28 protein-coding genes are annotated in these 23,008 nt (G+C 69.9%); 22 read left to right on the top strand and 6 right to left on the bottom strand.

The genetic code is table 11. From position 1 onward, the window contains the following. Positions 1 to 51 precede the first annotated feature (51 nt). Positions 52 to 468 (top strand): ATP-binding protein, encoded by a 417-nt coding sequence (locus QQ657_RS24285; RefSeq protein ID WP_284744530.1) that lies wholly within the window; start codon positions 52 to 54, stop codon positions 466 to 468. Here the strand turns inward: QQ657_RS24285 and QQ657_RS24280 are convergent, their stop codons facing one another. After that, positions 469 to 954, bottom strand: coding sequence for a MarR family winged helix-turn-helix transcriptional regulator (locus tag QQ657_RS24280; RefSeq protein WP_434056771.1), 486 nt, complete (start codon positions 952 to 954; stop codon positions 469 to 471). It abuts the gene before it with no gap. Positions 955 to 1,001: 47 nt separating this feature from the next. Between QQ657_RS24280 and QQ657_RS24275 the strand changes: the two genes are divergently transcribed. Both QQ657_RS24275 and QQ657_RS24270 read left to right on the top strand, forming a co-directional pair. Then, positions 1,002 to 1,979 (top strand): aldo/keto reductase, encoded by a 978-nt coding sequence (locus tag QQ657_RS24275; protein WP_284744528.1) that lies wholly within the window; start codon positions 1,002 to 1,004, stop codon positions 1,977 to 1,979. Between the two features lie 18 nt (positions 1,980 to 1,997). Continuing rightward, complete coding sequence (locus QQ657_RS24270) at positions 1,998 to 2,636, top strand: nitroreductase family protein (RefSeq protein WP_284744527.1); 639 nt, start codon at positions 1,998 to 2,000, stop codon at positions 2,634 to 2,636. A 90-nt stretch (positions 2,637 to 2,726) separates the two neighbouring features. Here QQ657_RS24270 and QQ657_RS24265 read toward each other — a convergent pair whose 3' ends face one another. The 3 genes from QQ657_RS24265 to QQ657_RS24255 form a co-directional block, all read right to left on the bottom strand. Further along, positions 2,727 to 3,470: a 3D domain-containing protein gene (locus QQ657_RS24265; protein ID WP_284744526.1), complete on the bottom strand. Its 744-nt coding sequence runs from the start codon at positions 3,468 to 3,470 to the stop codon at positions 2,727 to 2,729. 202 nt (positions 3,471 to 3,672) lie between these two features. Next, on the bottom strand, positions 3,673 to 4,311 hold the full coding sequence (locus QQ657_RS24260; RefSeq protein WP_284744525.1) for an alpha/beta fold hydrolase: 639 nt from the start codon (positions 4,309 to 4,311) through the stop codon (positions 3,673 to 3,675). Positions 4,312 to 4,321: 10 nt separating this feature from the next. Then, the gene (locus QQ657_RS24255; RefSeq protein WP_284744524.1) at positions 4,322 to 5,002 is read right to left on the bottom strand and encodes an HNH endonuclease family protein; all 681 of its coding nucleotides are present in this window, start codon (positions 5,000 to 5,002) and stop codon (positions 4,322 to 4,324) included. Positions 5,003 to 5,180: 178 nt separating this feature from the next. Between QQ657_RS24255 and QQ657_RS24250 the strand changes: the two genes are divergently transcribed. The 16 genes from QQ657_RS24250 (at position 5,181) to hypB (ending at position 17,675) form a co-directional block, all read left to right on the top strand. After that, positions 5,181 to 6,224: a tetratricopeptide repeat protein gene (locus QQ657_RS24250; protein ID WP_284744523.1), complete on the top strand. Its 1,044-nt coding sequence runs from the start codon at positions 5,181 to 5,183 to the stop codon at positions 6,222 to 6,224. A gap of 122 nt (positions 6,225 to 6,346) precedes the next feature. Continuing rightward, on the top strand, positions 6,347 to 6,967 hold the full coding sequence (locus tag QQ657_RS24245) for a D-sedoheptulose-7-phosphate isomerase (RefSeq protein WP_284744522.1): 621 nt from the start codon (positions 6,347 to 6,349) through the stop codon (positions 6,965 to 6,967). Beyond that, a complete protein-coding gene (locus QQ657_RS24240; RefSeq protein WP_284744521.1) occupies positions 6,964 to 7,200 on the top strand; it encodes a HypC/HybG/HupF family hydrogenase formation chaperone in 237 nt (78 codons plus the stop codon). The genes QQ657_RS24245 and QQ657_RS24240 overlap by 4 nt, the downstream gene beginning before the upstream one ends. Positions 7,201 to 7,219: 19 nt before the next feature. Continuing rightward, positions 7,220 to 7,915 carry a D-sedoheptulose-7-phosphate isomerase gene (locus tag QQ657_RS24235; protein WP_284744520.1) on the top strand — a complete coding sequence of 232 codons (696 nt, stop codon included), beginning with the start codon at positions 7,220 to 7,222 and terminating at the stop codon, positions 7,913 to 7,915. Beyond that, positions 7,912 to 8,967: an NADH-quinone oxidoreductase subunit B family protein gene (locus QQ657_RS24230; RefSeq protein ID WP_284744519.1), complete on the top strand. Its 1,056-nt coding sequence runs from the start codon at positions 7,912 to 7,914 to the stop codon at positions 8,965 to 8,967. Before QQ657_RS24235 ends, QQ657_RS24230 begins: the two co-directional genes overlap by 4 nt. 13 nt (positions 8,968 to 8,980) lie before the next feature. After that, positions 8,981 to 10,765: a nickel-dependent hydrogenase large subunit gene (locus QQ657_RS24225; RefSeq protein ID WP_284744518.1), complete on the top strand. Its 1,785-nt coding sequence runs from the start codon at positions 8,981 to 8,983 to the stop codon at positions 10,763 to 10,765. Beyond that, positions 10,765 to 11,289 carry a NifU family protein gene (locus QQ657_RS24220; protein ID WP_284744517.1) on the top strand — a complete coding sequence of 175 codons (525 nt, stop codon included), beginning with the start codon at positions 10,765 to 10,767 and terminating at the stop codon, positions 11,287 to 11,289. Before QQ657_RS24225 ends, QQ657_RS24220 begins: the two co-directional genes overlap by 1 nt. After that, a complete protein-coding gene (locus QQ657_RS24215) occupies positions 11,286 to 11,903 on the top strand; it encodes a DUF5947 family protein (protein ID WP_284744516.1) in 618 nt (205 codons plus the stop codon). The genes QQ657_RS24220 and QQ657_RS24215 overlap by 4 nt, the downstream gene beginning before the upstream one ends. Continuing rightward, positions 11,896 to 12,525 (top strand): DUF6084 family protein, encoded by a 630-nt coding sequence (locus QQ657_RS24210; RefSeq protein WP_284744515.1) that lies wholly within the window; start codon positions 11,896 to 11,898, stop codon positions 12,523 to 12,525. The genes QQ657_RS24215 and QQ657_RS24210 overlap by 8 nt, the downstream gene beginning before the upstream one ends. Further along, positions 12,522 to 13,667 (top strand): hypothetical protein, encoded by a 1,146-nt coding sequence (locus QQ657_RS24205; protein ID WP_284744514.1) that lies wholly within the window; start codon positions 12,522 to 12,524, stop codon positions 13,665 to 13,667. The genes QQ657_RS24210 and QQ657_RS24205 overlap by 4 nt, the downstream gene beginning before the upstream one ends. Then, positions 13,664 to 14,158, top strand: a complete 495-nt coding sequence (locus tag QQ657_RS24200) for a hydrogenase maturation protease (protein WP_284744513.1) — start codon at positions 13,664 to 13,666, stop codon at positions 14,156 to 14,158. The genes QQ657_RS24205 and QQ657_RS24200 overlap by 4 nt, the downstream gene beginning before the upstream one ends. A gap of 3 nt (positions 14,159 to 14,161) precedes the next feature. Next, positions 14,162 to 14,434 (top strand): HypC/HybG/HupF family hydrogenase formation chaperone, encoded by a 273-nt coding sequence (locus QQ657_RS24195; RefSeq protein WP_284744512.1) that lies wholly within the window; start codon positions 14,162 to 14,164, stop codon positions 14,432 to 14,434. 10 nt (positions 14,435 to 14,444) lie between these two features. Next, positions 14,445 to 15,572 (top strand): hydrogenase formation protein HypD, encoded by a 1,128-nt coding sequence (gene hypD / locus QQ657_RS24190; protein WP_284744511.1) that lies wholly within the window; start codon positions 14,445 to 14,447, stop codon positions 15,570 to 15,572. Next, entirely contained in the window at positions 15,569 to 16,645 is a 1,077-nt protein-coding gene (gene hypE / locus QQ657_RS24185) for a hydrogenase expression/formation protein HypE (RefSeq protein ID WP_284744510.1), read from the top strand. The genes hypD and hypE overlap by 4 nt, the downstream gene beginning before the upstream one ends. After that, the gene (locus tag QQ657_RS24180) at positions 16,646 to 16,975 is read left to right on the top strand and encodes a hydrogenase maturation nickel metallochaperone HypA/HybF (protein ID WP_284744509.1); all 330 of its coding nucleotides are present in this window, start codon (positions 16,646 to 16,648) and stop codon (positions 16,973 to 16,975) included. It begins immediately after the preceding gene. Between the two features lies 1 nt (position 16,976). Then, positions 16,977 to 17,675, top strand: coding sequence for a hydrogenase nickel incorporation protein HypB (hypB, locus tag QQ657_RS24175; protein ID WP_284744508.1), 699 nt, complete (start codon positions 16,977 to 16,979; stop codon positions 17,673 to 17,675). On the opposite strand, the gene hypF is transcribed toward hypB, so the two are convergent. Beyond that, positions 17,632 to 19,785: a carbamoyltransferase HypF gene (gene hypF / locus QQ657_RS24170; protein WP_284744507.1), complete on the bottom strand. Its 2,154-nt coding sequence runs from the start codon at positions 19,783 to 19,785 to the stop codon at positions 17,632 to 17,634. The two genes, hypB and hypF, sit on opposite strands and share 44 nt — an antisense overlap. Positions 19,786 to 19,789: 4 nt before the next feature. Then, positions 19,790 to 20,707 (bottom strand): LysR family transcriptional regulator, encoded by a 918-nt coding sequence (locus QQ657_RS24165; RefSeq protein ID WP_284744506.1) that lies wholly within the window; start codon positions 20,705 to 20,707, stop codon positions 19,790 to 19,792. A gap of 87 nt (positions 20,708 to 20,794) precedes the next feature. On the opposite strand from QQ657_RS24165, the gene QQ657_RS24160 reads away from it, so the two are divergent. The 3 genes from QQ657_RS24160 (at position 20,795) to QQ657_RS24150 (ending at position 22,965) form a co-directional block, all read left to right on the top strand. Continuing rightward, the gene (locus tag QQ657_RS24160; RefSeq protein WP_284744505.1) at positions 20,795 to 22,123 is read left to right on the top strand and encodes an aspartate aminotransferase family protein; all 1,329 of its coding nucleotides are present in this window, start codon (positions 20,795 to 20,797) and stop codon (positions 22,121 to 22,123) included. A 72-nt stretch (positions 22,124 to 22,195) separates the two neighbouring features. Beyond that, entirely contained in the window at positions 22,196 to 22,765 is a 570-nt protein-coding gene (locus tag QQ657_RS24155; protein ID WP_284744504.1) for a hypothetical protein, read from the top strand. After that, a complete protein-coding gene (locus QQ657_RS24150; RefSeq protein ID WP_284744503.1) occupies positions 22,762 to 22,965 on the top strand; it encodes a DUF6186 family protein in 204 nt (67 codons plus the stop codon). The genes QQ657_RS24155 and QQ657_RS24150 overlap by 4 nt, the downstream gene beginning before the upstream one ends. The last annotated feature ends 43 nt before the right edge of the window (positions 22,966 to 23,008 follow it).

The raw sequence follows: 23,008 nt of genomic DNA, 5'->3' as shown, positions 1-23,008 counted from the left end.
CGGCCCTGGGTACTTCGCGGACGGTACCGGAACTCACTGGGAGGAGGACCGATGACGACGAACATCTCGCAGCGCACGACCGTGCCGGTCGCGCCGCTGACGGTGCTGCTCCCGGACGACGTCACCGCCCCGGCCCGCGCGCGGCACGAGGTCCGCTCGATGCTGCTCGGCTTCGGCTTGGACGAAAGACAGCTGGACGACGTCCTGCTGGCCGTGTCCGAGCTGGTCACGAACGCCTTCGAGCACGGCGAGAGCCCGCAGCGGCTCGAGCTGGGTTACTTCGAAGGACAGCTGACGCTGCAGGTGCACGACACCGGCAGCCGGCTGCCCCAGCTGCGGGCGCCGGCCCCCGCCGAAGCGCGCAGCCGCGGGCTGGTGCTGGTCCAGGCACTGTCGGAAGACTGGGGCTTCGAGGTCTGCCCCGGCGGCAAGTTCGTCTGGGCCGTCTTCCGCATCCCCGGCGCCTGATCAGGGCTCCAGCAGCTCCCGCGCCGCGCCGGTTTCGCCGATCCGCTGCCGGAACGGCTTCCGCTCCAGCGCTTCGACGATCGCGGCCAGCACCCCGCGCAACGGGTACGGCAGCTCCGCCTCCAGCGCTTCCGACGCCTCGGTCGTCGCCGTCCACTCCGCCTCGATCAGCGGCAGGAGCTCGCGCGTCTTGTCGGTGAGCGACACGATGCGCTGCCGGGCGTCCGCACCCGGTTCGAGGCCGACGAGCCCGGCGCGGTTCATCTGCGCGACGGTCTGGCTGGCCGCCGAGTGCGTCACGCCCATCTCGGCCGCGAGGTCGCGGATGGCCAGCGGGCCGCGCGCGAGCAGCGCCCGCACGACCGGCGAGTACCGCGGGCGGTAGTCGTCGAGGCCGATGTCGGCGAGGAACTTCGCGACGTCGCCCTCGAGGATCTCGAGGACGTGCCGCATCCGGGTCCCGAGTCCGTCCGGACCCGACGTCATGGCCATGACGGCCGATCATAGGCGGGGCGGTGTGCTTGGATCGCGGCATGGAGAACCGGAAGATCACCCGGCTGGGCCGCGAGGTGTCCGTCGTCGGGCTCGGCTGCTGGCAGCTCGGCGCCGACTGGGGCGAGGTCGACGAGAACGACGCCCTGGCGGTGCTGCACGCGGCGGCCGACGCCGGCGTCACGTTCTTCGACACGGCCGACGTCTACGGCGACGGGCGCAGCGAGACCCTGGTCGGCCGGTTCCTCGCCGAACGCGGCGACGTCTTCGTGGCGACCAAGATGGGCCGCCGGGTCGAGCAGGTGCCGGAGAACTACGTCCGTGCGAACTTCCGCGAGTGGAACGACCGGTCGCGCCGCAACCTCGGCGTCGAGACGCTCGACCTGGTCCAGCTGCACTGCCCGCCGACGCCGGTGTACTCATCCGACGCCGTGTACGACGCCCTGGACGAGATGGTGGCCGAGGGCCGCATCAAGGCGTACGGCGTGAGTGTCGAGACGTGCGAAGAGGCGCTGACGGCGTTGGCGCGGCCGCATGTCGCGTCCGTCCAGATCATCCTGAACTGCCTGCGCCGCAAGCCCTTGGAGCGCGTGCTGCCGGCTGCGGCGGAGGCGGGCGCGGGGATCATCGCGCGGGTGCCGCTGGCGTCCGGCCTGCTGTCCGGGCGCTACACCGCGTCGACGACGTTCGCGGAAAACGACCACCGGAACTTCAACCGCCACGGCGAGGCGTTCGACGTCGGCGAGACGTTCTCGGGCGTGCCGTACGAGGCCGGGCTGGCAGCCGTCGAGAGGCTGCGCGGGCTCGTTCCGGAGGGCCAGACGCTGGCGCAGTTCGCGCTTCGGTGGATCATCGACCAGCCCGGCGTGAGCACGGTGATCCCGGGCGCGCGCAACGCTTCGCAGGCCACGGCGAACACGGCGGCGGCCGCGCTCCCGCCGTTGTCCGAGGAAGCCCTGGAGGGTGTCCGCGAAACGTACGACGAGCTGATCCGGCCGCTGGTGCACGATCGCTGGTAGTCCCGGCATGATGGGCCGATGATGACGCCCGAAGAGCTCCTGACGACCACCAGGACCGTCCGCAAGCGGCTGGACTTCGACCGGCCGGTGCCGCTCGAACTGGTGAAACACTGCGTGCAGGTGGCCCTGCAGGCGCCGAGCGGTTCGAACACCCAGCGGTGGCAGTGGCTGGTCGTGACGGACGCCGACCAGCGGGCGGCGCTCGGGCGGATCTACAGCCGGGCGTGCCACGAGTACCTGGCGTCGCCGAACGCGGCGGGCAAGCAGTTCGCGGACGACCCTTCGCGGGCGCCGGTGCAGAAGCGGGTCGGTGACAGCGTCGCGTACCTGGCCGACCGGATGGGTGACGTCCCGGTGCTGGTGGTGCCGTGCCTGGAGACGGCGTCCGCGGAGCTGCCGGCCGGCAACCAGGCGGGGATGTGGGCGTCGCTGCTGCCGGCGGTGTGGAGCTACATGCTGGCGGCGCGGTCGGTGACGCTGGGGACGGCGTGGACGACGCTGCACCTGAAGTACGAGCAGGAGGCGGCGGAGGTGCTCGAGCTGCCGAAGAACGTCCACCAGGCGGCGTTGATCCCGACGGCGTTCTACACGGGCGACACGTTCAAGCCGGCAGCCCGCCAGCCCCTCGACGACGTGCTGCACCTCGACCGCTGGTAGGTGCCATGAGGCCTCCTTGCCGGGGCATAGGGGACGTCGGCAAGGAGGCCGTCACGGCCTTTCGGCCGTCAGGGGGCGCGTCCGGGGCAGTCAGCGCACCGTCAGGGTGAGCCGCTGGATGCCCCAGGCGTCGGCCTGGGAGCCGGGCAACCAGACGTCGACGATGTCGTCCTTGATCCAGCTGCCGATGTCGGCCGCGTAGCACTCGCCGTAGCCCGGTACGGAGAACCTGGTGCCCCACGGGATGTTCCGGGCGTCGACCGCGCAGAAGCCCGGGCCCGCGCTGTAGCCCAACGCCGTCTGCGCGACGTCGTTGTAGGACGTGACGCGGTAGTTCAGCGTGGTGCCGGCCGGGATGCGGTAGGTCGCGAGGTGGTTGCCGCCGTCGAGGCGGTACGCGGTGGAGATCTGGCCGAGCGAGCCGGGCGAGTTGTCCTCCGCCGTCATCGCGTAAAGCTGGTAGTTCGCGTTCTGGCAGGGGCTCGCGTCGGTGACGGTGAGCGTCGGCTGGCCCCAGTCGCTGATCCACTGCAGGGCCTGGCCGTTGCGGAACGCGCGGTAGGCCTTCGCGCCGGTGACGCGGGCGAAGGTGAACGTGACCTTGCCGTCGGCACCCAGCCCGCCGGCGACCGAGCCGGGCGCGGGCAGGCGGTTGCCCACGTTCACGGCGCCGACGAGCGTGCCGGGACCGTGGCCGCCGGTGACCGGGCGGTCCGGGATGGTGCCGGTGTAGAAGTGCTGGCAGGCCGGCAAGGTGGCCGCGGACGCGGCGGGGGCGACGAGCACGCTTCCGGCGGCGACGGCCACCAGCGCGAAGATCCTGGCGAAGCGCATGACGGAGAAACCTCCATGGTGGGGACCGGGGTGGAGGTGACGCAGGTGGGGAGGTGCGGGTTCGCCGCGAAAAAGACGTTAAGTGGCCTGGACCACACAGTCAATAGGTCTAGACCTTTAAGTTTCCCGGTACCCCGGACGGACCAAAGCCATGAGGGGCACCCTGATGGCTCTTATGTCCATGAGGGTGCCCCTCATGGCTTTACAGGTAGCTCACCAGCAAGTCGGCGATCTGGGCGGGATGACTCAACGGCGCGCAGTGCGGGCCGTCGACCTCGTCCGGCTCGATGCCCAGCCGTTCGCGCGCGACGCGACGCTGGAAGTCCGGCGTGAAGAACCGGTCGTCGCGGCACAGCACCACGCGGGTCGGGACGTCCGGGTGGGCCGGCAACGGCCAAGGCTCGTCCCACTCCTTGCTCACCTGCTCGCGGCCGTGCGCCATGCCCTCCGAAGCGAGCTCGGCCGGTACACCGTTGAAGTACGTCTCGATGTCGCTCAAGCCCGAAGGCGCCGCGAAACCCGTGTTGCCCCACCACTGCCCCGGCGGCTCTCCCGGCGCCGGGATCATCCCGGCCAGGTACACCAGCACCCGCGCCCGCACCTTCGAAGCGACCAGCGGTGCCGTGAACCCGCCGTACGAGTGGCCGACGACGGCGACGTCCGAAGCGTCGCCCAGCGCGGCCAGCACCGTGTCGGTGAAGTCGGCCAGTCCGGCCGAGGAGTCCGTGATCGGCAGGTCGGGCGCGATCGCGTCGTGGCCGCGCGCGGCCAGCTCCGGCACCAGCCGGTGGAAGTCCCACCCGCTGCCGCCACCCCCGTGGATCAGCGCGAACGTCGTCATGCCGGCCAGCTCAGCAGCGTCGCAGCATGTCCGTCAAGGCCGTCTTCTCGCCGTCGGTGACGGTCAGCCCGTAGTAGTGCTTCACCACGATCCAGTCGGTCGCGTAGGTGCACCAGAACGCGACCAGCGGCGGCTTCCACTGGTCCGGCGCCTTGTCGCTCTTCTGCTGGTTGAGGTTGTCGGTGACGGCGAACAGCTGCGGCCGCGTGAGGTCGTTGGCGAACTGCTCGCGCTTCTCGGTCGTCCACGTCTTGGCGCCGCTGGCCCAGGCCTGCCCGAGCGGGACCATGTGGTCGATGTCGAGGTCGGTCGCCTTGGTCCAGGTCTCGTCGTCGTAGACGCTCTTCCACGTCCCGGACGTCGCCTTGCAGTCCTTGTCGGTCTTCACGTCCGTTCCGGCGCGCTTCAACACGACTTCGCGGGTGTCACACCCTGACCCCTGGCTGTCCCAGTGCGGGAACTTCTCACGCGAATAGCCGTCCATGGACGTCCGCGCGGCGACCTTCAGCTCGCCGAGCTGCTTCTGCACGTCCGCCGCACTCACCGGAACCGGTGCCGGGGACGACGACGGCGGCGGGGTCGCACCGGAGCTTCTGTTCGTCGCCCAGTACCCGAAGAGGGCAACCGCGAGGATCGCGACTACCAGCAGAGATCGCTGCGTCACGCTGAGCCGAAAGCCGCGGGCCGCCAAGATTTTCTCCTCTCGAATTCACCTGAGCGCGGCGTAGTCTCACCCCTGCCGGCCTGGGAAAACCGCGCCGACACGACGACCCGGCGCGAATGTGACCTCGCCCACCCACGGCGGAGGTGTCACACCGAGCCGATCATCTGCGACTACCGGAGCAGGACCCATCCGGAGGGAGCAGCCGATGCCCGGCCGGCTCAAAAAGTTCGACGAGTTCTTCCAGCGCAAAGCCGCCGAGGGCGGCAACGTCGTCGCCATGGCCCGCATGGGGTCGGCGATGCGCGAACGCGGGGACCTCGCCGAGGCCGAGACGTGGTTCCGCCAGGCCGCCATGGGCGGCGACCGCGTCTCGATGACCTCGCTCGCCCACCTGCTGGCCGAACGCGGCGCGCACGACGAGGCCGAGCGCTGGTACCACGAGGCCGCCCTGGCCGGCGAGCCGCACGGGATGCTCAACCTCGCCAAGTCCTACGAGCGGCGCGGCAAGCGCGAAGACGCCCAGCACTGGTACGGCGAGGCGGCCCGCACCGGCGACCTGCCTTCGATCGCCGCACTCGGGCACATGCTGCGCGAGAAGGGCCAGGTCGAGGAGGCCGAGTCGTGGCTGCGGCAGGCCGCCGACGCCGGGATCACCACCGCGATGATCGACCTGGGCATCGTGCTCCGCGACCGCGGCCAGGCCGCCGAAGCCGCCCGCTGGTGGCGCTCGGCCGTGCTGGCCGGCGACCTCGCGGCCACCTGCCAGCTGGGCAGGCAGGCCGAACGGCTCGGCCGGCCCGGCGACGCGGAGTCGTGGTACCGCCAGGGCGCGACCGGCGGGCACGTCGAGGCGATCGTGCGGCTCGGGCTGCTGCTGCACCGCCGCGGCGACCTCGAAGAGGCCGAGAACTGGTACCTCGACGCCGCCGAGCACGGCGACCCCGCGGCGATGACCAACCTCGGCGTGCTCGCCCGCAACCGCGGCGACGAGGGCGAGGCCGCCGCCTGGTACCGCAAGGCCGCCGAGCACGGCAGCGTCCCGGCCCTCACCAACCTCGGGCACCTGGCCGAGCACCGGGAGGACTTCGCCGAGGCCGAGCGGTGGTTCCGCCGCGCCGCCGAGACGGGCGACGTCCAGGGCATGCTCAGCCTGGCCCGGATGCTGCGGTCGCGCGGGTCCGGCCATGAGGCGGAACAGTGGCTCGCCCGGGCGGAGCACGTGCAGGACGACCGCGAGCACCAGGTCTGAGCGGCCGATCTGACCCAGTTGGCGGAGCAGAGACCACGTTCGATCTATTGTGTGATCCAACTCACAGCTCTAGCCTGGGTGGGCTCCCACCACCGAGCAGCAGCCCCCGAGGAAGTGCCGCGATGCCGTGGTCACCGAATCACCCGGACTCCGTCGACGCCCTCTTCGAGCGGCGCAAGGCGCCCGTGCTCGCCCTGGCCGACGACGCCAGGACCGTGGCCGAGGCGTGCCACGGCATGGCCCGCCGCTTCCACCGCGGCGGCAAGCTCGTGGTGTTCGGCAACGGCGGTCCCAGCACCGACGCCCAGCACGTCGCGGTCGAGTTCGTCCACCCGGTGATCGTCGGCAAGCGTGCGCTGCCGGCACTCTCGCTGACCGCCGACGTCGCGACGGTCACCGGCGTCGCCAACCGCGTCGGCCTCGAGGACGTCTTCGCCCACCAGCTGCGGATCATCGGCGAACCCGCCGACATCGCGCTGGGCATCTCCACCGACGGCGACTGCGTGAACGTCCGCCGCGCCCTCGAGACGGCCCGTGACCTCGGCATGCTCACCGTCGCGCTGACCGGTGGTAACGGCGGCGCGATTGCCGCGACTACTGGGCTGAATCACGTCTTCATCGCCCGCTCGACCGACCCGCGGATCGTCAAGGAGGTCCACGTGACCACCTACCACGTGCTGTGGGAGCTGGTGCACGTCTTCTTCGAACAACCCGGCCTGCTGACCCCGGAGGTGGCGTCGTGAGCGCCCGTGACGCCGACAGAGACGTCGGCCCCGTCTGCCATGACGGGGTGTGCATCACCTGCTCCGACACCGCGGTCGAAGTGACCGTAGTCGAACTCCTGGACCTCGGGTTCGCCGTCGTGGATACCGGCTCGGGCCGGGAAGAGGTGAGCGTGGCGCTGGTCTCGGCCGGCGTCGGCGACCGAATCCTGGTGCACGCCGGGGAAGCCATCGTCCGTCTGGAGAATCCCTAGCCAAGGGAGTTGACGCGCCATGACGCGGGAGCACACCCCCGTGGGCGCGGACGGTCTCGAAGCGCTGTACCCGTTCCTCTACGCGGGTTCCGGCGATCTCGACGCCGTCCTCAGCCAGGTCGAACACTCCACTGTGGACAAGGTGCGCGAGATCGTCGCCCTCCGCGGCGACGTGCTCGCGGCCGACCGCGACCGGCTGTTCGCGTGCGCGCAGGACCTCGCGCGCGCGTTCCGCGGCGGCGGCCGGCTGCTCGCGTTCGGCAACGGCGGGAGCTCGACCGACGCGCAGGACCTCGCCAGCCTGTTCCTCAGCCCGGCCGGCGACGCGAAGCCGTTGCCCGCCTTCGGGCTGACGAACGACATCGCCGTGGTGACCGCGCTGTCCAACGACGTCGGGTTCGACGTCGTGTTCGCGCGGCAGATCGGCGCGTTCGGGCGGGCCGGTGACATCGCGGTGGGCCTGTCCACCAGCGGGAGCTCCGCGAACCTGCTGCGTGCCTTCGACGAAGCCGCCCGGCGCGGCATGGTGACCGTCGGCATCGCCGGCTACGACGGGGGAAAGATGGCCGAGCTGGACAGCATCGACCACCTCTTCGTCGTCCCGTCACCTTCCGTGCACCGCATCCAGGAAGCCCAGACGACCCTCTACCACGCGCTGTGGGAGCTGACCCTCGGCGCGCTCGACGACGATCTCGCCAAGGGTGATCAGCCGTGACGCATGCCGCAGAGCAAACCGAAGAGCAGCCTATCCACATCCTCTGGATCAACGCCGGCCTCTCGTGCGACGGCGACTCCGTCGCACTGACCGCCGCCACGCAACCGAGCATCGAGGAAATCGTCCTCGGCGCTTTGCCCGGCTTGCCCAAGATCGCGGTCCACTGGCCGTTGATCGACTTCGAATGCGGCCCCGACAAGGGGGCCGACACGTTCATCGAGTGGTTCTACAAAGCGGATCGCGGTGAGCTGGAGCCGTTCGTGCTGGTCATCGAGGGCTCGATCCCGAACGAGGCGATCAAGGAAGAGGGCTACTGGTGCGGCTTCGGGAACAACCCCGAAACCGGCCAGCCGATGACGACCAGCGAGTGGCTGGACCGCCTGACGCCCAAGGCACTGGCGGTCATGGCCGTCGGCACCTGCGCCACCTACGGCGGCATCCACGCGATGGAGGGCAACCCGACCGGCGCCATGGGCGTGCCCGACTACCTGGGCTGGGACTGGAAGTCCGGGGCCGGCATCCCGATCGTCTGCGTGCCCGGCTGCCCGACCCACCCGGACAACCTCTCGGAGACCATCGTCTACCTGCTCTACCAGGCCGCCGGGCAGGCGCCGATGATCCCGCTCGACGACCAGCTGCGGCCGCAGTGGCTCTTCGGCGCGACCGTGCACGAGGGCTGCGACCGCGGCGGCTACTACGAGCAGGGCCAGTTCGCCACCGAGTACGGCTCCCCGAAGTGCCTGGTGAAGCTGGGCTGCTGGGGCCCGGTCGTGAAGTGCAACGTGCCGAAGCGCGGCTGGATCAACGGCGTCGGCGGCTGCCCGAACGTCGGCGGGATCTGCATCGGCTGCACCATGCCGGGCTTCCCGGACAAGTTCATGCCGTTCATGGACGAGCCGCCGGGCGCGAACGTGTCCTCGTTCGCCAGCGGCGCGTACGGATCGGTCATCCGGCGCCTGCGGAAGATCACCGAACGCAAGGCCGACAAGGAACCCAAGTGGCGGCACACCGGCAAGAAGCTCGACACCGGCTACCAGTCCTCGTGGCGCTGAAAGGGATCGGAACATGACGGACAAGGGCGTCAGCACCAAGGGCCGGACCGACCTGGTCGAGATGGCGTGGGACCCGATCACCCGGATCGTCGGCAGCCTCGGCATCTACACGAAGATCGACTGGGCGGCCAAGCGCGTCGTCGAGTGCCACAGCACGTCGTCGGTCTTCCGCGGCTACAGCATCTTCATGAAGGGCAAGGACCCGCGCGACGCGCACTTCATCACCAGCCGGATCTGCGGGATCTGCGGCGACAACCACGCGACGTGCTCGGTGTACGCGCAGAACATGGCGTACGGGGTCCGCCCGCCGCACCTCGGCGAGTGGATCCTCAACCTCGGCGAGGCCGCCGAGTACATGTTCGACCACAACATCTTCCAGGAGAACCTGGTCGGGGTCGACTACTGCGAGCGGATGGTCCGCGAGACCAACCCCGGCGTCCTGGAGCTGGCCAACCGCACCGAATCCCCGCACGCGGGCGACCACGGGTACAAGACCATCGGCGACATCATGCGCTCGCTGAACCCGCTGGAAGGCGAGTTCTACCGGGAGGCCCTGCAGGTTTCCCGCAGCACGCGTGAGATGTTCTGCCTGATGGAGGGCAGGCACGTCCATCCGTCCACTTTGTACCCGGGCGGCGTCGGCACGGTCGCCACCGTGCAGCTGTTCACCGACTACCTGACCCGGCTCATGCGCTACGTCGAGTTCATGAAGCGCTGCCTGCCGATGCACGACGACCTGTTCGACTTCTTCTACGAAGCCCTGCCCGGCTACGAAGAGGTCGGGCGGCGGCGCGTCCTGCTCGGCTGCTGGGGCAGCCTGAACAACCCGGAGTACTGCGACTTCAGCTACGAGAACATGGAGTCTTGGGGCCGGAAGATGTACGTGACGCCGGGCATCGTCGTCGACGGCAAGCTCGTCACCACCAGCCTGCTCGACATCAACCTCGGCATCCGGATCCTGCTCGGCAGCTCGTTCTACGAGGACTGGGCCGACCAGCCGATGTTCGTCACGCAGGACCCGCTGGGCAACCCGGTCGACCAGCGCCACCCGTGGAACCAGCACACCATCCCGCGCCCGGCCAAGCGCGACTTCGACGGCAAGTACTCGTGGACGATGTCGCCGCGCTGGTTCGACGGCAAGGACCACCTCGCCCTCGACACCGGTGGCGGCCCGATCGCCCGGCTGTGGGTGACGGCGCTCGCCGGGCTCGTCGACACGCCGTACGTGAAGTCGACCGGGCACAGCGTGACGATCACCCTGCCGCGCACGGCGACGAAACCCGAGGTCGCCTTCGAGTGGAAGATCCCGCAGTGGAGCAACGCGCTCGAGCGCAACCGCGCCCGGACGTACTTCCAGGCGTACTCGGCGGCGATGGCCCTGCACTTCGCCGAGCAGGCGCTGGGCGAGGTCCGCAAGGGCAACACCAAGACGTGGGAGCCGTTCAAGGTCCCCGACGAAGGTGTGAGCTGCGGGTTCACCGAGGCGGTGCGTGGCGTGCTGTCGCACCACATGGTGATCAAGGGCGGCAAGATCGCGAACTACCACCCGTACCCGCCGACGCCGTGGAACGGCAGCGTGCGCGACAGCTTCGGCACGCCGGGGCCGTACGAGGACGCCGTGCAGAACACGCCGATCTTCGAGGAGAACACGCAGGAGAACTTCAAGGGCATCGACATCATGCGCGCGGTCCGCAGCTTCGACCCGTGCCTGCCCTGCGGCGTCCACATGTACACCGGCAAGGGCAAGGTGATCGAACGGCTGCACACCCCGCACGCGTTCGGCGGGGAGATCGGCTGATGACGGAGGTCGACCGGGTCGGCGAGCGCATCGAGCAGCTGCTGGGCGAGTTCTCCGGCGCGGACGCCGAACTCGCCGAGGACCTCGTCCACACGCTGCTCGAGTTCTACGGCGCCGGCCTGGCCCGGATCGTGGAGGTCGTCGGCGTCGACCGGTCCCTGCTGGACCGGCTCGCCGCGGACGACCACATCCGCGGCCTGCTCGTGCTGCACGACCTGCACCCGCGATCGACGCACGAGCGGGTCACCGAGGCGCTCGACAAGGTCCGGCCGTACCTGGGTTCGCACGCCGGCGACGTCGAGCTCGTCGGGATCGACGACGGTGTCCTGCGGCTGCGGCTCCAGGGCACCTGCGACGGCTGCCCGTCGTCGACGGTCACCGCGAAGTACGCCATCGAGCGCGTGGTCCGGGAAGCGGCGCCGGAGATCGCCGACGTCGTCGTCGAAGGGGTCGTGCCAGAGGAAACCGGGCCGGGCGGGCGCCCGCTGCTGCCGCTGGTGCCGTGTCCCGTGGAGGTCCCGTGACGGGCGGCCTGCGCAGGTTCCGCACGCCCGCCCCGCGCGCCGCGCCGGGCGAGAAGTGCGAGATGTGCGCGGAACCGATCGGCGCCGAGCACGGGCACGTCATCGACCTCGAATCCCGGACGATCCTGTGCACCTGCCGGGGCTGCTACCTGCTCTTCACCCACCGCGGGTCGGGCGGGAAGCGGCACCGCGCGGTGCCGGACCGGTTCCGGCACGCGCCGCGGTTCGGGCCCGGGACGGCGTTGTGGGAGACGGCGGGCATCCCGGTGAAGACGGCGTTCCTGTTCCGCAACTCGGTGCAGGACCGCCCGGTCGCGTTCTACCCGAGCCCGGCCGGGGCGACCGAGTCGCTGCTGCCGCTCGGCACCTGGGACGAGCTGCTGGCCGGCACCGCGGCGTTCGCCGACATCGCCGACGACGTCGAAGCCCTGCTGCTGAACCAGCTCGACCTGGGTTTCGAGTGCTTCCTCGTGCCGATCGACGTCTGCTACGAGCTGGTCGGGCTCGTCCGGACGACCTGGCGGGGCTTCGACGGCGGCACCGAAGCGCACGAGGCCATCGACGGGTTCTTCGCTCGCCTGCGGGAGCGCAGCGAGGTCGTGACCGATGGCTGAGCTGACCTTCGACTGCATCGACGTCCGGCCGCTGAAGTACGCCGCGTCGCCGACGCTGGCGTTCAAGCTGCGGATCTCCGAGCTGAGCGGGCAGCCCATCCACGCGATGGTGCTGCGCGTCCAGATCCGCATCGAGCCCCAGCGCCGCCGGTACGCCGACGACGAGTCGGAGCTGCTCACCCACCTCTTCGGCGAACGGTCCCGGTGGGGCGAGACGCTGAAGCCGTTCCAGTTCACGACGGTTTCGGTGGCCGTGCCGGGGTTCACCGGCGCCACCGAGATCGACGCCGAAGTGCCGTGCACCTACGACCTCGAAGTCGCGGCCGGCAAGTACTTCCACGCGCTGTCCGAGGGCGTCGTGCCGATGGTGCTGCTGTTCAGCGGGACCGTGTTCGGCAAGGGCGGGCCGGGGTTCTGGGTCGAGCAGGTGCCGTGGCACACCCAGGCCGAGTGCCGGATGCCGGTGGCGGTCTGGGACGAGCTGATGTCGCGCTACTTCCCGAACGTCGCGTGGATCAAGCTGCCGCGGGAGACGGTCGACGCGCTGCTCAAGTACAAGGCGCAGCACGCGATCCCGACCTGGGAAGCCGCGATCGAGCAGCTGCTGGCCGGTGGACCGTGAACGTCCTCGATCAGGCCCGCGCCATCGGCGACGCCGTGCTCTACGAGGGCTACCTCCTCTACCCGTACCGGGCGTCGGCGGGGAAGAACAAGGTGCGCTGGCAGTGGGGCGTGCTGATGCCGCCGTCGTACGCCTCGGCGGAGATCGGCGAACACGCGTCGGCCGGCGCCGAGTGCCTCCTCGAACCGCTGGAACGCACGATCCTGCACGTCAAGCTGCGGTTCCTGCGGACGCGGACGCGGCTCACGTGGGACGAAGCCGCCGAACACGAGATCGACTTCGAGCTGCCGCTGTCGGAACTCCCGGTCGAGACGCCGTTCCACGTGCCAGGCGAAGAACGGACCCACCCGCTGTCCGGCGTCCTCACCGCACGCGTCGACCAGCTCGACGGGCCGTTCGGCGGCGCCCGGCTGCGCGTCGAGGTGCACAACACGACGTCGTGGCACTCCGACGGCATCCGCGAACACGCTCTCCGGCATTCGCTGCTGGCCGCTCACCTCGTGCTCAGCGTCGACACCGGCCACTTCCTGTCCATGCTGGACCCGCCGGAGTGGGCGAAACCCGCGGTCGAAGCCTGCCGGCAGGAACGGCTCTGGCCGGTCCTGATCGGCGACACTTCCCGCAGCACAGTCATGCTCGCGTCGCCGATCATCCTCTACGACAACCCGTCGATCGCCGAGGAAAGCCCCGGAGACCTCTTCGACGGCACCGAGATCGACGAGATCCTGACGCTGCGCACGATGACGCTGACCGACGAGGAGAAGCGCGAGGCCCGGGCCACCGACCCGCGCGCGGCGGCCATCGTCGACCGCGTCGACTCGATGCCGCCCGAGCTGCTGGAGCGGCTGCACGGCGCGGTCCGGTCCCTCCGGCCGGTCGAGCCTACGGTGACCGTCGCCGGGGTGCGCGTCGCCGCGGGGTCGCAGGTGCGGCTGCGGCCGAACCTGCGCGGGGCCGACGCGCAGGACATGTTCCTCACCGGCAAGACCGCGACCGTGCGCGTCATCCTGTCCGATGTGGACGGTGCGACGCACGTCGCGGTGACGCTCGACGACGACCCCGGCGCCGACCTGCAGCACGCCCACGGCCGGTACCGGTACTTCTCTCCCGACGAAATCGAACCCTTGGAGGTCGCGGAATGAGGCCACGAGTCCTGGTCGCGGGCATCGGCAACATCTTCCTGAGCGACGACGGTTTCGGCGTGGAGGTCATCAAGGAGCTGGAGGGCACCGACCTGCCGCCCTGGGTGCAGATCGCCGACTACGGCATCGCCGGCATGCACCTCGCCTACGACCTGCTGGGCGGCTACGACACGACGATCCTGCTCGACGCGACCCCGCACGGCCGGCCACCCGGCACGCTTTCACTCATCGAGGCCGACACCGAGGACCTGACGACGGCGTCGATCGACGCGCACGGCATGCAGCCCGAGGCCGTCTTCCGGTTGTTGCGGCTGCTCGGCGGCGACGCCGGCCGGGTGCTGATCGTCGGGTGCGAGCCGGCCTGCCTCGACGAGGGGATGGGCCTGTCACCCGAAGTGACCGCAGCCATTCCGGCCGCGGTCCGCGCCGTCACCGAACTCGCGTGGGGCACCAGCCCCGAGCTGCCGGTCAAGGAAAAGACGGAGGTCTGAGCCATGTGCCTCGGCATCCCGGGCGAGATCATCGAGATCAGCGAAGACCGGCCGGACCTCGCGAAGGTCTCGGTCAGCGGCGTCAAGCGGCTCATCAACATCGGCCTGCTCGAAGACGACCCGCCGAAGCCCGGCGAGTGGATCCTCATCCACGTCGGCTTCGCACTGTCCAAAATAGACGAAGCGGAAGCGGCAGCCGCGCTGGACTTCCTCGAAAGCATCGGCAAGGCGTACGAGGACGAGATGGCCGCGCTGCTGGAATCCCAGATCGACTAGAGGAGTCGTCATGCGTTTCGTCGACGAGTTCCGCGACGCGGAGAAGGCGCGGGCGCTGTCCGCGAAGATCACGTCGCTGTGCGAGCCGGGCCGCCACTACAAGTTCATGGAGGTCTGCGGCGGGCACACGCACACCATCTACAAGCACGGCCTCGAGGACTACCTGCCCGAGAGCATCACGCTGGTGCACGGGCCGGGCTGCCCGGTCTGCGTGATCCCGATGGGCCGCATCGACGACGCCATCCACATCGCCCGGCAGCCCGGCGTGCTCATGACGTCGTTCGGCGACATGATGCGCGTGCCCGGCTCCGGCGGGAACTTCTTCGACTCCAACGCCGAGGGCACCAACATCCGGATGGTCTACTCGCCGCTCGACTCGCTGAAGATCGCGCGGCAGAACCCGGACCTGCGCGTGGTGTTCATGGCCATCGGGTTCGAGACGACCACGCCGTCCACCGCGATGACCCTGCTGCGCGCGGCTTCCGAAGGCATCGAGAACTTCTCGGTGTTCGGCAACCACGTCACGATCATCCCGGCGATCAAGGCCATCCTCGACTCCCCCGACCTGCGGCTCGACGGCTTTATCGGCCCGGGGCACGTCTCCACGGTGATCGGCTGCCGTCCGTACGAGTTCATCGCGCGCGACTACGGCAAGCCCGTCGTCGTCGCCGGGTTCGAGCCGCTGGACATCCTGCAGTCGATCTACATGCTGATGGTCCAGCTGTCCGCCGGGAAGTCCGAAGTGGAGAACCAGTACTCCCGGGTCGTCCCGTGGAACGGCAACATCGTCGCGCTGAAGGCCATCAACGAGGTGATGGAGCTGCGGCCGTACTTCGAGTGGCGCGGCCTCGGGTTCATCACGCACTCGGCGATGGCGATCCGCGAGAAGTACGCGAAGTTCGACGCCGAGCGGATCTTCGAGATCCCCGGCCTGCGCGTCGCCGACCCGAAGGCGTGCCAGTGCGGTGAGGTGCTCAAGGGCGTGCTGAAACCGTGGGAGTGCAAGGTGTTCGGCACCGCGTGCACCCCGGAGACGCCGATCGGGACGTGCATGGTCTCGCCCGAAGGCGCCTGCGCGGCGTACTACAACTTCGGCCGGTTCAGCCGTCAGCGCGTCCGGGAGGCGAGCCGCGCATGACGACCACCGAGCGCGAGCAGCAGGTCCTCGACCGCATCGAGCGGGCGCGGCGCCGGCGCGCGAAGGTGCGCGAGGAGCGCATCACGCTGTCGCACGGCGCGGGCGGCAAGTCGACGCACACGCTGATCGAGGCCGTGTTCCTCGACGCGTTCCGCAACCCGCTGCTGGAACCCCTCGAAGACTCGGCGTCGCTCACCATCGGCGACGCCCGGCTGGCGCTGACCACGGACTCCTACGTCGTCTCGCCGCTGTTCTTCCCCGGCGGGAACATCGGCGACCTGGCGATCAACGGCACGGTGAACGACCTCGCCGTGTCCGGCGCGCGGCCGCTGTACCTGACCGCCGGGTTCATCCTCGAAGAAGGCTTCCCCGTCGAAGACCTGCTGAAGATCGTCGACTCGATGAAGACGGCCGCGCTCGCGGCCGACGTCCAGATCGTCACGGGCGACACCAAGGTCGTCCAGCGCGGCAAGGCAGACGGCGTGTACGTCAACACGGCCGGGGTCGGGGTGCTCACCCGCACGGGCCTCGGTGTGGCCACCGTGAAGCCCGGAGACGCCGTCCTCGTCTCCGGGCCGATCGGTGACCACGGCGTCACGATCATGCTGGCCCGCGGCGAGCTCGACATCGACGCCGACCTCGAGTCCGACACCGCGCCGGTGCACGAGCTGGTAGCGGGGCTCCTGGCCGCGGTGCCCGGTGTGCGCGCGATGCGCGACGCGACCCGCGGCGGCGTCGCGACGATCCTCAACGAGATCGCGAAGGCCGCGGAAGTCGCCGTGGTCGTCGACGAAAAGGCCGTCCCGGTGCGCGAGGAGGTCCGCGGCGCGTCGGAGCTGCTCGGCATCGACCCGCTGTACGTCGCCTGCGAAGGCCGGATCGTGGTCGTCGTCGACGGCTCGCAGGCTGACGACGCGCTGGCCGCGTTGCGCTCGCACCCGCTCGGCGCGGACGCGGCGGTGATCGGGCGGATCGCCGACGACCCGCCGGGGATCGTGCTGCTGAACACCGCGTTCGGCGGCACCCGGATCGTGGACCTGCTGGTCGGGGACCCGCTGCCGAGGATCTGCTGAATGCACGAAATGGCGGTCACGCAGTCGGTCGTCGACGCGATCGTCGCCAAGCTGGGTGACGCGACGGTGACGAGCGTGCGACTGGAGATCGGGCGCCTGTCCGGGGTCGTGCCGGACAGCGTCCGGTTCTGCTTCGACGTCCTCTGCACGGGGACTTCGCTGGAAGGTGCCCGGCTGGACATCGCCGAGCCGTCCGGGCGGGCGCGCTGCCGCGACTGCGGCGACGAGTTCGGCCTCGACGACTTCATCGTGCTGTGCCCCTGCGGCAGCGCCAACGCCGAGGTGCTGACCGGGCGCGAACTGCGCATCACATCGGTAGAGGTGGTCTGACGTGTGTGACACCTGCGGCTGTTCCGACGAGACGAACGTCCGGATCACCGACCACGCCCACACGGTGGTCCTGGAGCAGGACATCCTGGCGAAGAACGACGAACTCGCGTCGCACAACCGCGCACACCTGAGTGCGTCGGACGTCTTCGCGATCAACCTGATGAGTTCGCCCGGTGCGGGGAAGACGACGCTGCTGGAGCGGACCATCCGCGCTACGGACACGCCGTGCGCGGTGATCGAAGGCGACCAGGAGACGCTGCTCGACGCCGAACGCATCAAGGCCACGGGCGCACCGGTCGTGCAGATCAACACCGGCGCCGGCTGTCACCTGGACGCGTCGATGCTGCACCGGGCACTGCACTCGCTGTCGCCGGTCCCGGGCTCGACGTTGTTCATCGAGAACGTCGGCAACCTGGTCTGCCCGGCGTTGTTCGACCTCGGCGAGGCGGCGCGGGTGGTGATCCTGTCGGTGACCGAGGGGCCCGGGAAGCCGCTGAAGTACCCGCACATGTTCGCCGCGACGGACCTCGTGCTGCTGAACAAGGTCGACCTGCTGCCGTACGTCGACTTCGACGTTTCCGAGTTCGAGCGGGACTTCCGCCGCGTGAACCCGTCGGCCGCCATGCTCCAGGTCAGCGCGACCCGCGGCGACGGCCTCACCGAGTGGTACGACTGGCTACGGCAACCTGTCCGAAGCTGATCCCGCCGTCGTTGGCCGGCACGTTCCGGTGGGTCAGCACGGTGAAGCCGGCGTTCTCCAGGGCTTCGACGGTCCGGTCGAGCAGCAGGACGTTCTGGAACACCCCGCCGGACAGCGCCACGGTGGTGCTGTGGTCGCGGAAGCGGTCGCAGGTCCGCACGATCGCGTCGGCGACCCCGTTGTGGAACCGCGCGGCTCGCGTCGCCTGGGCGCTCGGGTCGTCCAGGAGGGCGGCGATGAGGTCTTCGCCGTGGACGACGTCGTCGATCCGCGCGCGGTAAGCGGACTTTTCCGCCGGGTCGGCCAGCTGCTCCAGCTCGATCGCGGCCTGGCCCTCATAGGTGATGGTGTCCCGGACGCCGAGCAGCGCGGCGGCGGCGTCGAAGAGGCGTCCGGCGCTGGACGTCAGGGGTGAGTTGAGGCCGCTGCGCTTGAGCTTGACGATGTCTTCGCGCGCCGGCCGCCCGAGTTCGTCCACATAGGACGCGGCCATCCGCCAGGGCTGCTTGATGGCCATGACCCCACCGGGCATGCGGACGGCTTTGAGATGGCTGAGCCGCTGGTAGCTCGTCAGGTCGGCGAGGAGGAACTCGCCGCCCCAGACGGTGCCGTCGGGGCCGAAGCCGGTGCCGTCGAAGGCGACGCCGAGGACCGGGTCTTGGTGGTCGTTGTCGGCCAGGCAGGCGGCGATGTGGGCGTGGTGGTGCTGCACGCCCAGCAGGTCGACGTCCTGCTCGAACGCGTATTTCGTGGACAGGTACTCGGGATGCAGGTCGTGCGCGACGAGCACCGGGTCGACGTCGAAGAGGTGCTTGAAGTGCTCGATGCCCTCGGTGAACGCCTTGAGCGTCTCGTAGTTCTCGAGGTCGCCGATGTGGTGCGAGACGAACGCGTGGCGGCCTTTGGCGAGGCAGAAGGTGTTCTTGAGTTCGGCCCCGCAGCCGAGGAGGTGCTTCGTCGTTTTCCTGATGCTGACGGGCTCGGGCGCGTAGCCGCGCGAACGCCGTTGGAGCTGCGGTTTCGTCCCGACGACGCGCACGACGGAGTCGTCGGTCCGGACGTGGATCGGCCGGTCGTGGGTGAGGTAGGCGTCGGCGATGTCCTTCAGGCGGCCGAGGTCCTCGTCGCGGTAGACGATGGGCTCGTCGGAGACGTTGGCGCTGGTCAGCACGATCGGGCCGGTCTGCGCCAGCAGCAGGTGGTGCAGCGGGGTGTAGGGCAGCATGAGCCCGATCCGCCGATTCCCGGGCGCGACGGCGTCCGCGAGGTCCGCGTTCTTCGGGAGCAGCACGATGGGGCGTCGCCTGCCGCTGAGCGCTTCTTCGGCCGCTTCGCTGACTTCGGCGAGGTCTCGCGCTTGGTCCAGGTCGGCCACCATGACGGCGAAGGGTTTGTCCTCGCGGTGCTTTCTCGTCCGCAGGTTCTTCGCGGCTTCTTCGTGTCGCGCCCCGACGGCGAGGTGGTAACCGCCGAGTCCCTTGATCGCGACCACTTTCCCGTCGCGCAGGGCTTCGACGGCCGCCAGGATCGGATCGCCGCCACCGGGCTCGAACCGCAGGGTGGGCCCGCAGGCGGGGCAGCAGACGGGCTGGGCATGGAACCGCCGGTCAGCCGGGTCTTCATACTCCTGCTTGCACTCGGCACACATCGCGAAGGCGGCCATGGTGGTGAGCGGCCGGTCGTAGGGCACGCCCTGGACGATGGTGAACCGCGGGCCGCAGTTCGTGCAGTTGACGAAGGGGTACCGGAAGCGCCGGTCAGCGGGGTCGCGCAGCTCGCGCAGGCAGTCGTCACAGGTGGCTGAGTCGGCGGAGATCAGCGTGTCGGCGGCCCCACCGGCCGGACTGGCGACGATGACGAATCCGGCGTCCCCGACCGGGGGAATCTCGTGGACGTCCACTTGGCCGACAACCGCCAGCGGCGGCGCTTCGGCGGTCAGCGCCGCAACAAAGGCTTCCACCTGGGCGGGTGCGCCTTCAGCCTCGACGAAGACGCCGTGGACGTCGTTCCCGACGAAGCCGGAGAGCCCGAGCCGGCCCGCGAGCTGGTGGACGAAGGGCCGGAACCCGACGCCCTGCACCACTCCGGCGACTCTGACCGCCACTCGCACCCGGTCAGTCTGCGCTCTCGTCGACCCACGGGGCCAGTGCCGGGAGGTCCGGTGGTTGCCGCAGGGCGTCCAAGACGACGTTCACCCCCGCCCGCAACGGTGTTCCCCTCCGGACCACCGCCGCGATCGTGCGGGTCACCGGGGATGCCAGCTCGCGCGTCGACACCCGGTACCGCCGGTCCACCGCCAATTCCGGCAGCAGCGCGATCGACAACCCCGCCTCGACATGCTGCAACGTCATCAAATAATTGCTGAACCGGCACACCACCCTCGGCTCGAAACCCGACTCGCGGCACAGGCGCAGCGTCAAGTTCGCCATGTACGACCGCGGCACGTCCAGCGCCCACGGTGAGTCCGCGAAGGCGGACAGCGAAACCGGCCCGCGGGGACCTTCCGACGACGTCACCAGCACGATCGGGTCCGTCGCCAGCGGGACGATGTCGAGGTCCGGGCCCAGCGGCAGCTGCACGAAGTCCGTCGTCGTGATGATCACGTCCGCGTCGCCGCCGCGCAGGGCCGGGATGCTCTCGTGGGGCTCCAGCTCCAGCAGCTCGACCTCCAGGTGCGGGTACGCGCCCGCCAGGCGGGTCACCGCCGGGACCGCCATCGTGTGGATCGCGCTCTGGAACGCCCCCAGCCGGACCTGGCCGACCGGTTCCTCGCCGAGGGTGCGCAGCTCCGCCTCGACCGTGTCCATGTGGTCGAGGATCGCCCGCGCGCGGCGCGCCAGCATCAGGCCCGCCGGGGTCAGGCGGACTCGGCGACCCGTGCGTTCCAGCAGCTGGGTGCGGGTTTCCGCTTCGAGCACGGCCAGCTGCTGCGACACGCTCGACGCACTGAGGTTCGCGTCCTGCGCCACCGCGCGGACCGTCCCCAGCGTGTCGAGCCGGCTCAGCAGCCGCAGGCGCCACGGGTTCAGCATCGCCCCATTCTTGTACGGAAAATCCGAACAGGACAGCCGGAATCGTGAGCTGGACGTGTCGCTCGAACCGGACTTACCGTCGAAGGCATGGCTGCTCCGACTTCCGAGACCACCTCCGCAGACGTCTTCTGGGCCGACGCCGACAAGCACCTGGTGCGCTACGGCGGCGCGTTCACCCGCGAAATCATCGACCGCGCCGAAGGCAGCTTCGTCTTCACCGAAGACGGCCGCCGCATCCTCGACTTCACCTCCGGCCAGATGAGCGCGATCCTGGGTCACTCGCACCCGGAGATCGTCGACACCGTCCGGCGGCAGGCCGCGAAGCTCGACCACCTGTTCAGCGGCATGCTGAGCCGCCCGGTCGTCGACCTCGCGCGACGCCTCGCCGAGACGCTCCCGGCGCCGCTGGAGAAAGCGCTCCTCCTGACCACCGGCGCGGAGTCCAACGAAGCCGCCCTCCGCATGGCGAAGCTCGTCACCGGCAAGCACGAGATCGTCTCGTTCGCGCGGTCGTGGCACGGCATGACGCAGGCCGCGGCGAGCGCCACCTACAGCGCCGGCCGCAAGGGGTATGGCCCCGCCGCGCCCGGCAACTTCGCCATCCCCGCGCCGAACGCGTACCGGCCGGACTTCACCGACGCCGACGGCAGGCTCGATTGGCGACGCCAGCTCGACTTCGGGTTCGAGATGATCGACGCGCAGTCGGTCGGGAGCCTCGCCGCGTGCATCGTCGAGCCGATCCTCAGCTCCGGCGGCATCATCGAGCCGCCCGTCGGCTACTTCGCCGCATTACAGGAGAAATGCCGGGAACGCGGCATGTTGCTGATCCTCGACGAGGCCCAGACCGGGCTCTGCCGCACCGGCAACTGGTACGCGTTCGAGCGCGACGGCGTCGTCCCGGACATCCTGACGCTGTCGAAGACGCTCGGCGCCGGGCTGCCCCTCGCGGCGGTGCTGACCAGCGCCGAAATCGAGGAAGAGGCGCACCGGCGCGGGTTCCTGTTCTTCACCACGCACGTCGCGGACCCGCTGCCGGCGGCCGTCGGCAACACCGTCCTGGACGTCCTGACCCGCGACCGCCTCGACGACCGCGCGCTCCAGCTGGGTTCGTTGCTGCGCCACGGCCTCGAGCGGATCTCCCACCGGCACGAGGTCGTCGGCGACATCCGCGGCCGCGGCCTGCTGGCCGGGCTGGAACTGGTCGTCGACCGGGAAACCAAGCGCAGTTCGGACGAGCTGGGCGCCCGCGTCACGGCGCGCTGCCTCGAGCTCGGGCTGCACATGAACATCGTGCAGCTGCCCGGAATGGGCGGGGTCTTCCGGATCGCACCGCCGCTGACGGCGACCGAAGAGGAACTGGAGCTGGGCTTGGCGATCCTCGACGAGGCGATCGGGGACGCCGTCAAGACGCTCTGAACCGGAATCCCCTGGCCAGGCGCGACGTTTTTTTGTTAGCAATGACAAGGACCTGTCGCGAAGGAGCTTCCCATGGCTCTCGGCCTTCCCATTCGCTCGCTCACCGTCGACCTACCGGTCATCGCGCTCACCCTCGCGGCGATCGCGCACTGGATCCGGGGCGCCCCCGCGGACGCGCTGATCTTCCTGGCCGTCACGCTGGTCCTCCTGATCACCGAACGGCCGCACCCGGAGATCGCGGAGCTCGGGCAGCCGTTCCGGGTGCCGGGGTTCGCGGTGGTCGCGGCCGGGTTGCTGGTGCTGGCGTTCGGCCGCGACAGCGTCCCGGTGGCGGTCGCGATCTCGGCGATCGGCCTGGTCGCGCTGGTCGAGGAGTGGCGCGACCCGTCGCTGCCGGTCGACCGGCCGGTGCCGCACCGGGCGTGGCTGTGGTCCGCGGTGGCGTTGAGCTGGTGCGCGTGGGAGCTGCTGTCGTTCGTCTACGAGCAGGCCGCGGGCGGGCTGTCGGAGACCCACCCGACGATGAGCGACCTCGTCGACCCGCTGCTGACCAGCCGGATCGTCCAGGCGCTGGCGATCACGGGCTGGCTGGCGGCGGGCCTGGCGATGCTGCGCGCGGCGGCCACGGCGAGGCGGTCGTGATCACCCGGGTCATCACGGAGCTGGGCTTCGGGCTGATCGTCCTGGTGGCGATCGGGCTGGGCGTTGCGAGCCACGTGTGGCCGAAGCGCGTGCCGAAGCTGACGAGCGTGCTGGCCGTGGTGATGCGGCGGCGCAGCGCGCGGATCGCGTTCGTGCTGGCGTGGTGGTGGGTGGGCTGGCACTTCTTCGTGGGGCAGTGACGAAAAGGGCCTCCTTGCCGGCCCGGGGAGCCGGCAAGGAGGC

It is taken from the genome of Amycolatopsis ponsaeliensis (assembly GCF_030182635.1).
GTDB classification, from domain to species: domain Bacteria; phylum Actinomycetota; class Actinomycetes; order Mycobacteriales; family Pseudonocardiaceae; genus Amycolatopsis; species Amycolatopsis ponsaeliensis.
Note: the sequence above shows the minus strand (reverse complement) of the source record. Positions and strands in the feature narration are given on the sequence as shown.

What these genes read in the sequence shown, in the direction of transcription:
- QQ657_RS24285 (WP_284744530.1), top strand. Translation starts at nt 52, where the DNA reads ATGACGACGAACATCTCGCAGCGCACGACCGTGCCGGTCGCGCCGCTG.
- QQ657_RS24280 (WP_434056771.1), bottom strand. Translation starts at nt 954, where the DNA reads ATGACGTCGGGTCCGGACGGACTCGGGACCCGGATGCGGCACGTCCTC.
- QQ657_RS24275 (WP_284744528.1), top strand. Translation starts at nt 1,002, where the DNA reads ATGGAGAACCGGAAGATCACCCGGCTGGGCCGCGAGGTGTCCGTCGTC.
- QQ657_RS24270 (WP_284744527.1), top strand. Translation starts at nt 1,998, where the DNA reads ATGATGACGCCCGAAGAGCTCCTGACGACCACCAGGACCGTCCGCAAG.
- QQ657_RS24265 (WP_284744526.1), bottom strand. Translation starts at nt 3,470, where the DNA reads ATGCGCTTCGCCAGGATCTTCGCGCTGGTGGCCGTCGCCGCCGGAAGC.
- QQ657_RS24260 (WP_284744525.1), bottom strand. Translation starts at nt 4,311, where the DNA reads ATGACGACGTTCGCGCTGATCCACGGGGGTGGCGGCAGCGGGTGGGAC.
- QQ657_RS24250 (WP_284744523.1), top strand. Translation starts at nt 5,181, where the DNA reads ATGCCCGGCCGGCTCAAAAAGTTCGACGAGTTCTTCCAGCGCAAAGCC.
- QQ657_RS24245 (WP_284744522.1), top strand. Translation starts at nt 6,347, where the DNA reads ATGCCGTGGTCACCGAATCACCCGGACTCCGTCGACGCCCTCTTCGAG.
- QQ657_RS24235 (WP_284744520.1), top strand. Translation starts at nt 7,220, where the DNA reads ATGACGCGGGAGCACACCCCCGTGGGCGCGGACGGTCTCGAAGCGCTG.
- QQ657_RS24225 (WP_284744518.1), top strand. Translation starts at nt 8,981, where the DNA reads ATGACGGACAAGGGCGTCAGCACCAAGGGCCGGACCGACCTGGTCGAG.
- QQ657_RS24220 (WP_284744517.1), top strand. Translation starts at nt 10,765, where the DNA reads ATGACGGAGGTCGACCGGGTCGGCGAGCGCATCGAGCAGCTGCTGGGC.
- QQ657_RS24210 (WP_284744515.1), top strand. Translation starts at nt 11,896, where the DNA reads ATGGCTGAGCTGACCTTCGACTGCATCGACGTCCGGCCGCTGAAGTAC.
- QQ657_RS24200 (WP_284744513.1), top strand. Translation starts at nt 13,664, where the DNA reads ATGAGGCCACGAGTCCTGGTCGCGGGCATCGGCAACATCTTCCTGAGC.
- QQ657_RS24195 (WP_284744512.1), top strand. Translation starts at nt 14,162, where the DNA reads ATGTGCCTCGGCATCCCGGGCGAGATCATCGAGATCAGCGAAGACCGG.
- hypD (WP_284744511.1), top strand. Translation starts at nt 14,445, where the DNA reads ATGCGTTTCGTCGACGAGTTCCGCGACGCGGAGAAGGCGCGGGCGCTG.
- hypE (WP_284744510.1), top strand. Translation starts at nt 15,569, where the DNA reads ATGACGACCACCGAGCGCGAGCAGCAGGTCCTCGACCGCATCGAGCGG.
- QQ657_RS24180 (WP_284744509.1), top strand. Translation starts at nt 16,646, where the DNA reads ATGCACGAAATGGCGGTCACGCAGTCGGTCGTCGACGCGATCGTCGCC.
- QQ657_RS24165 (WP_284744506.1), bottom strand. Translation starts at nt 20,707, where the DNA reads ATGCTGAACCCGTGGCGCCTGCGGCTGCTGAGCCGGCTCGACACGCTG.
- QQ657_RS24160 (WP_284744505.1), top strand. Translation starts at nt 20,795, where the DNA reads ATGGCTGCTCCGACTTCCGAGACCACCTCCGCAGACGTCTTCTGGGCC.
- QQ657_RS24155 (WP_284744504.1), top strand. Translation starts at nt 22,196, where the DNA reads ATGGCTCTCGGCCTTCCCATTCGCTCGCTCACCGTCGACCTACCGGTC.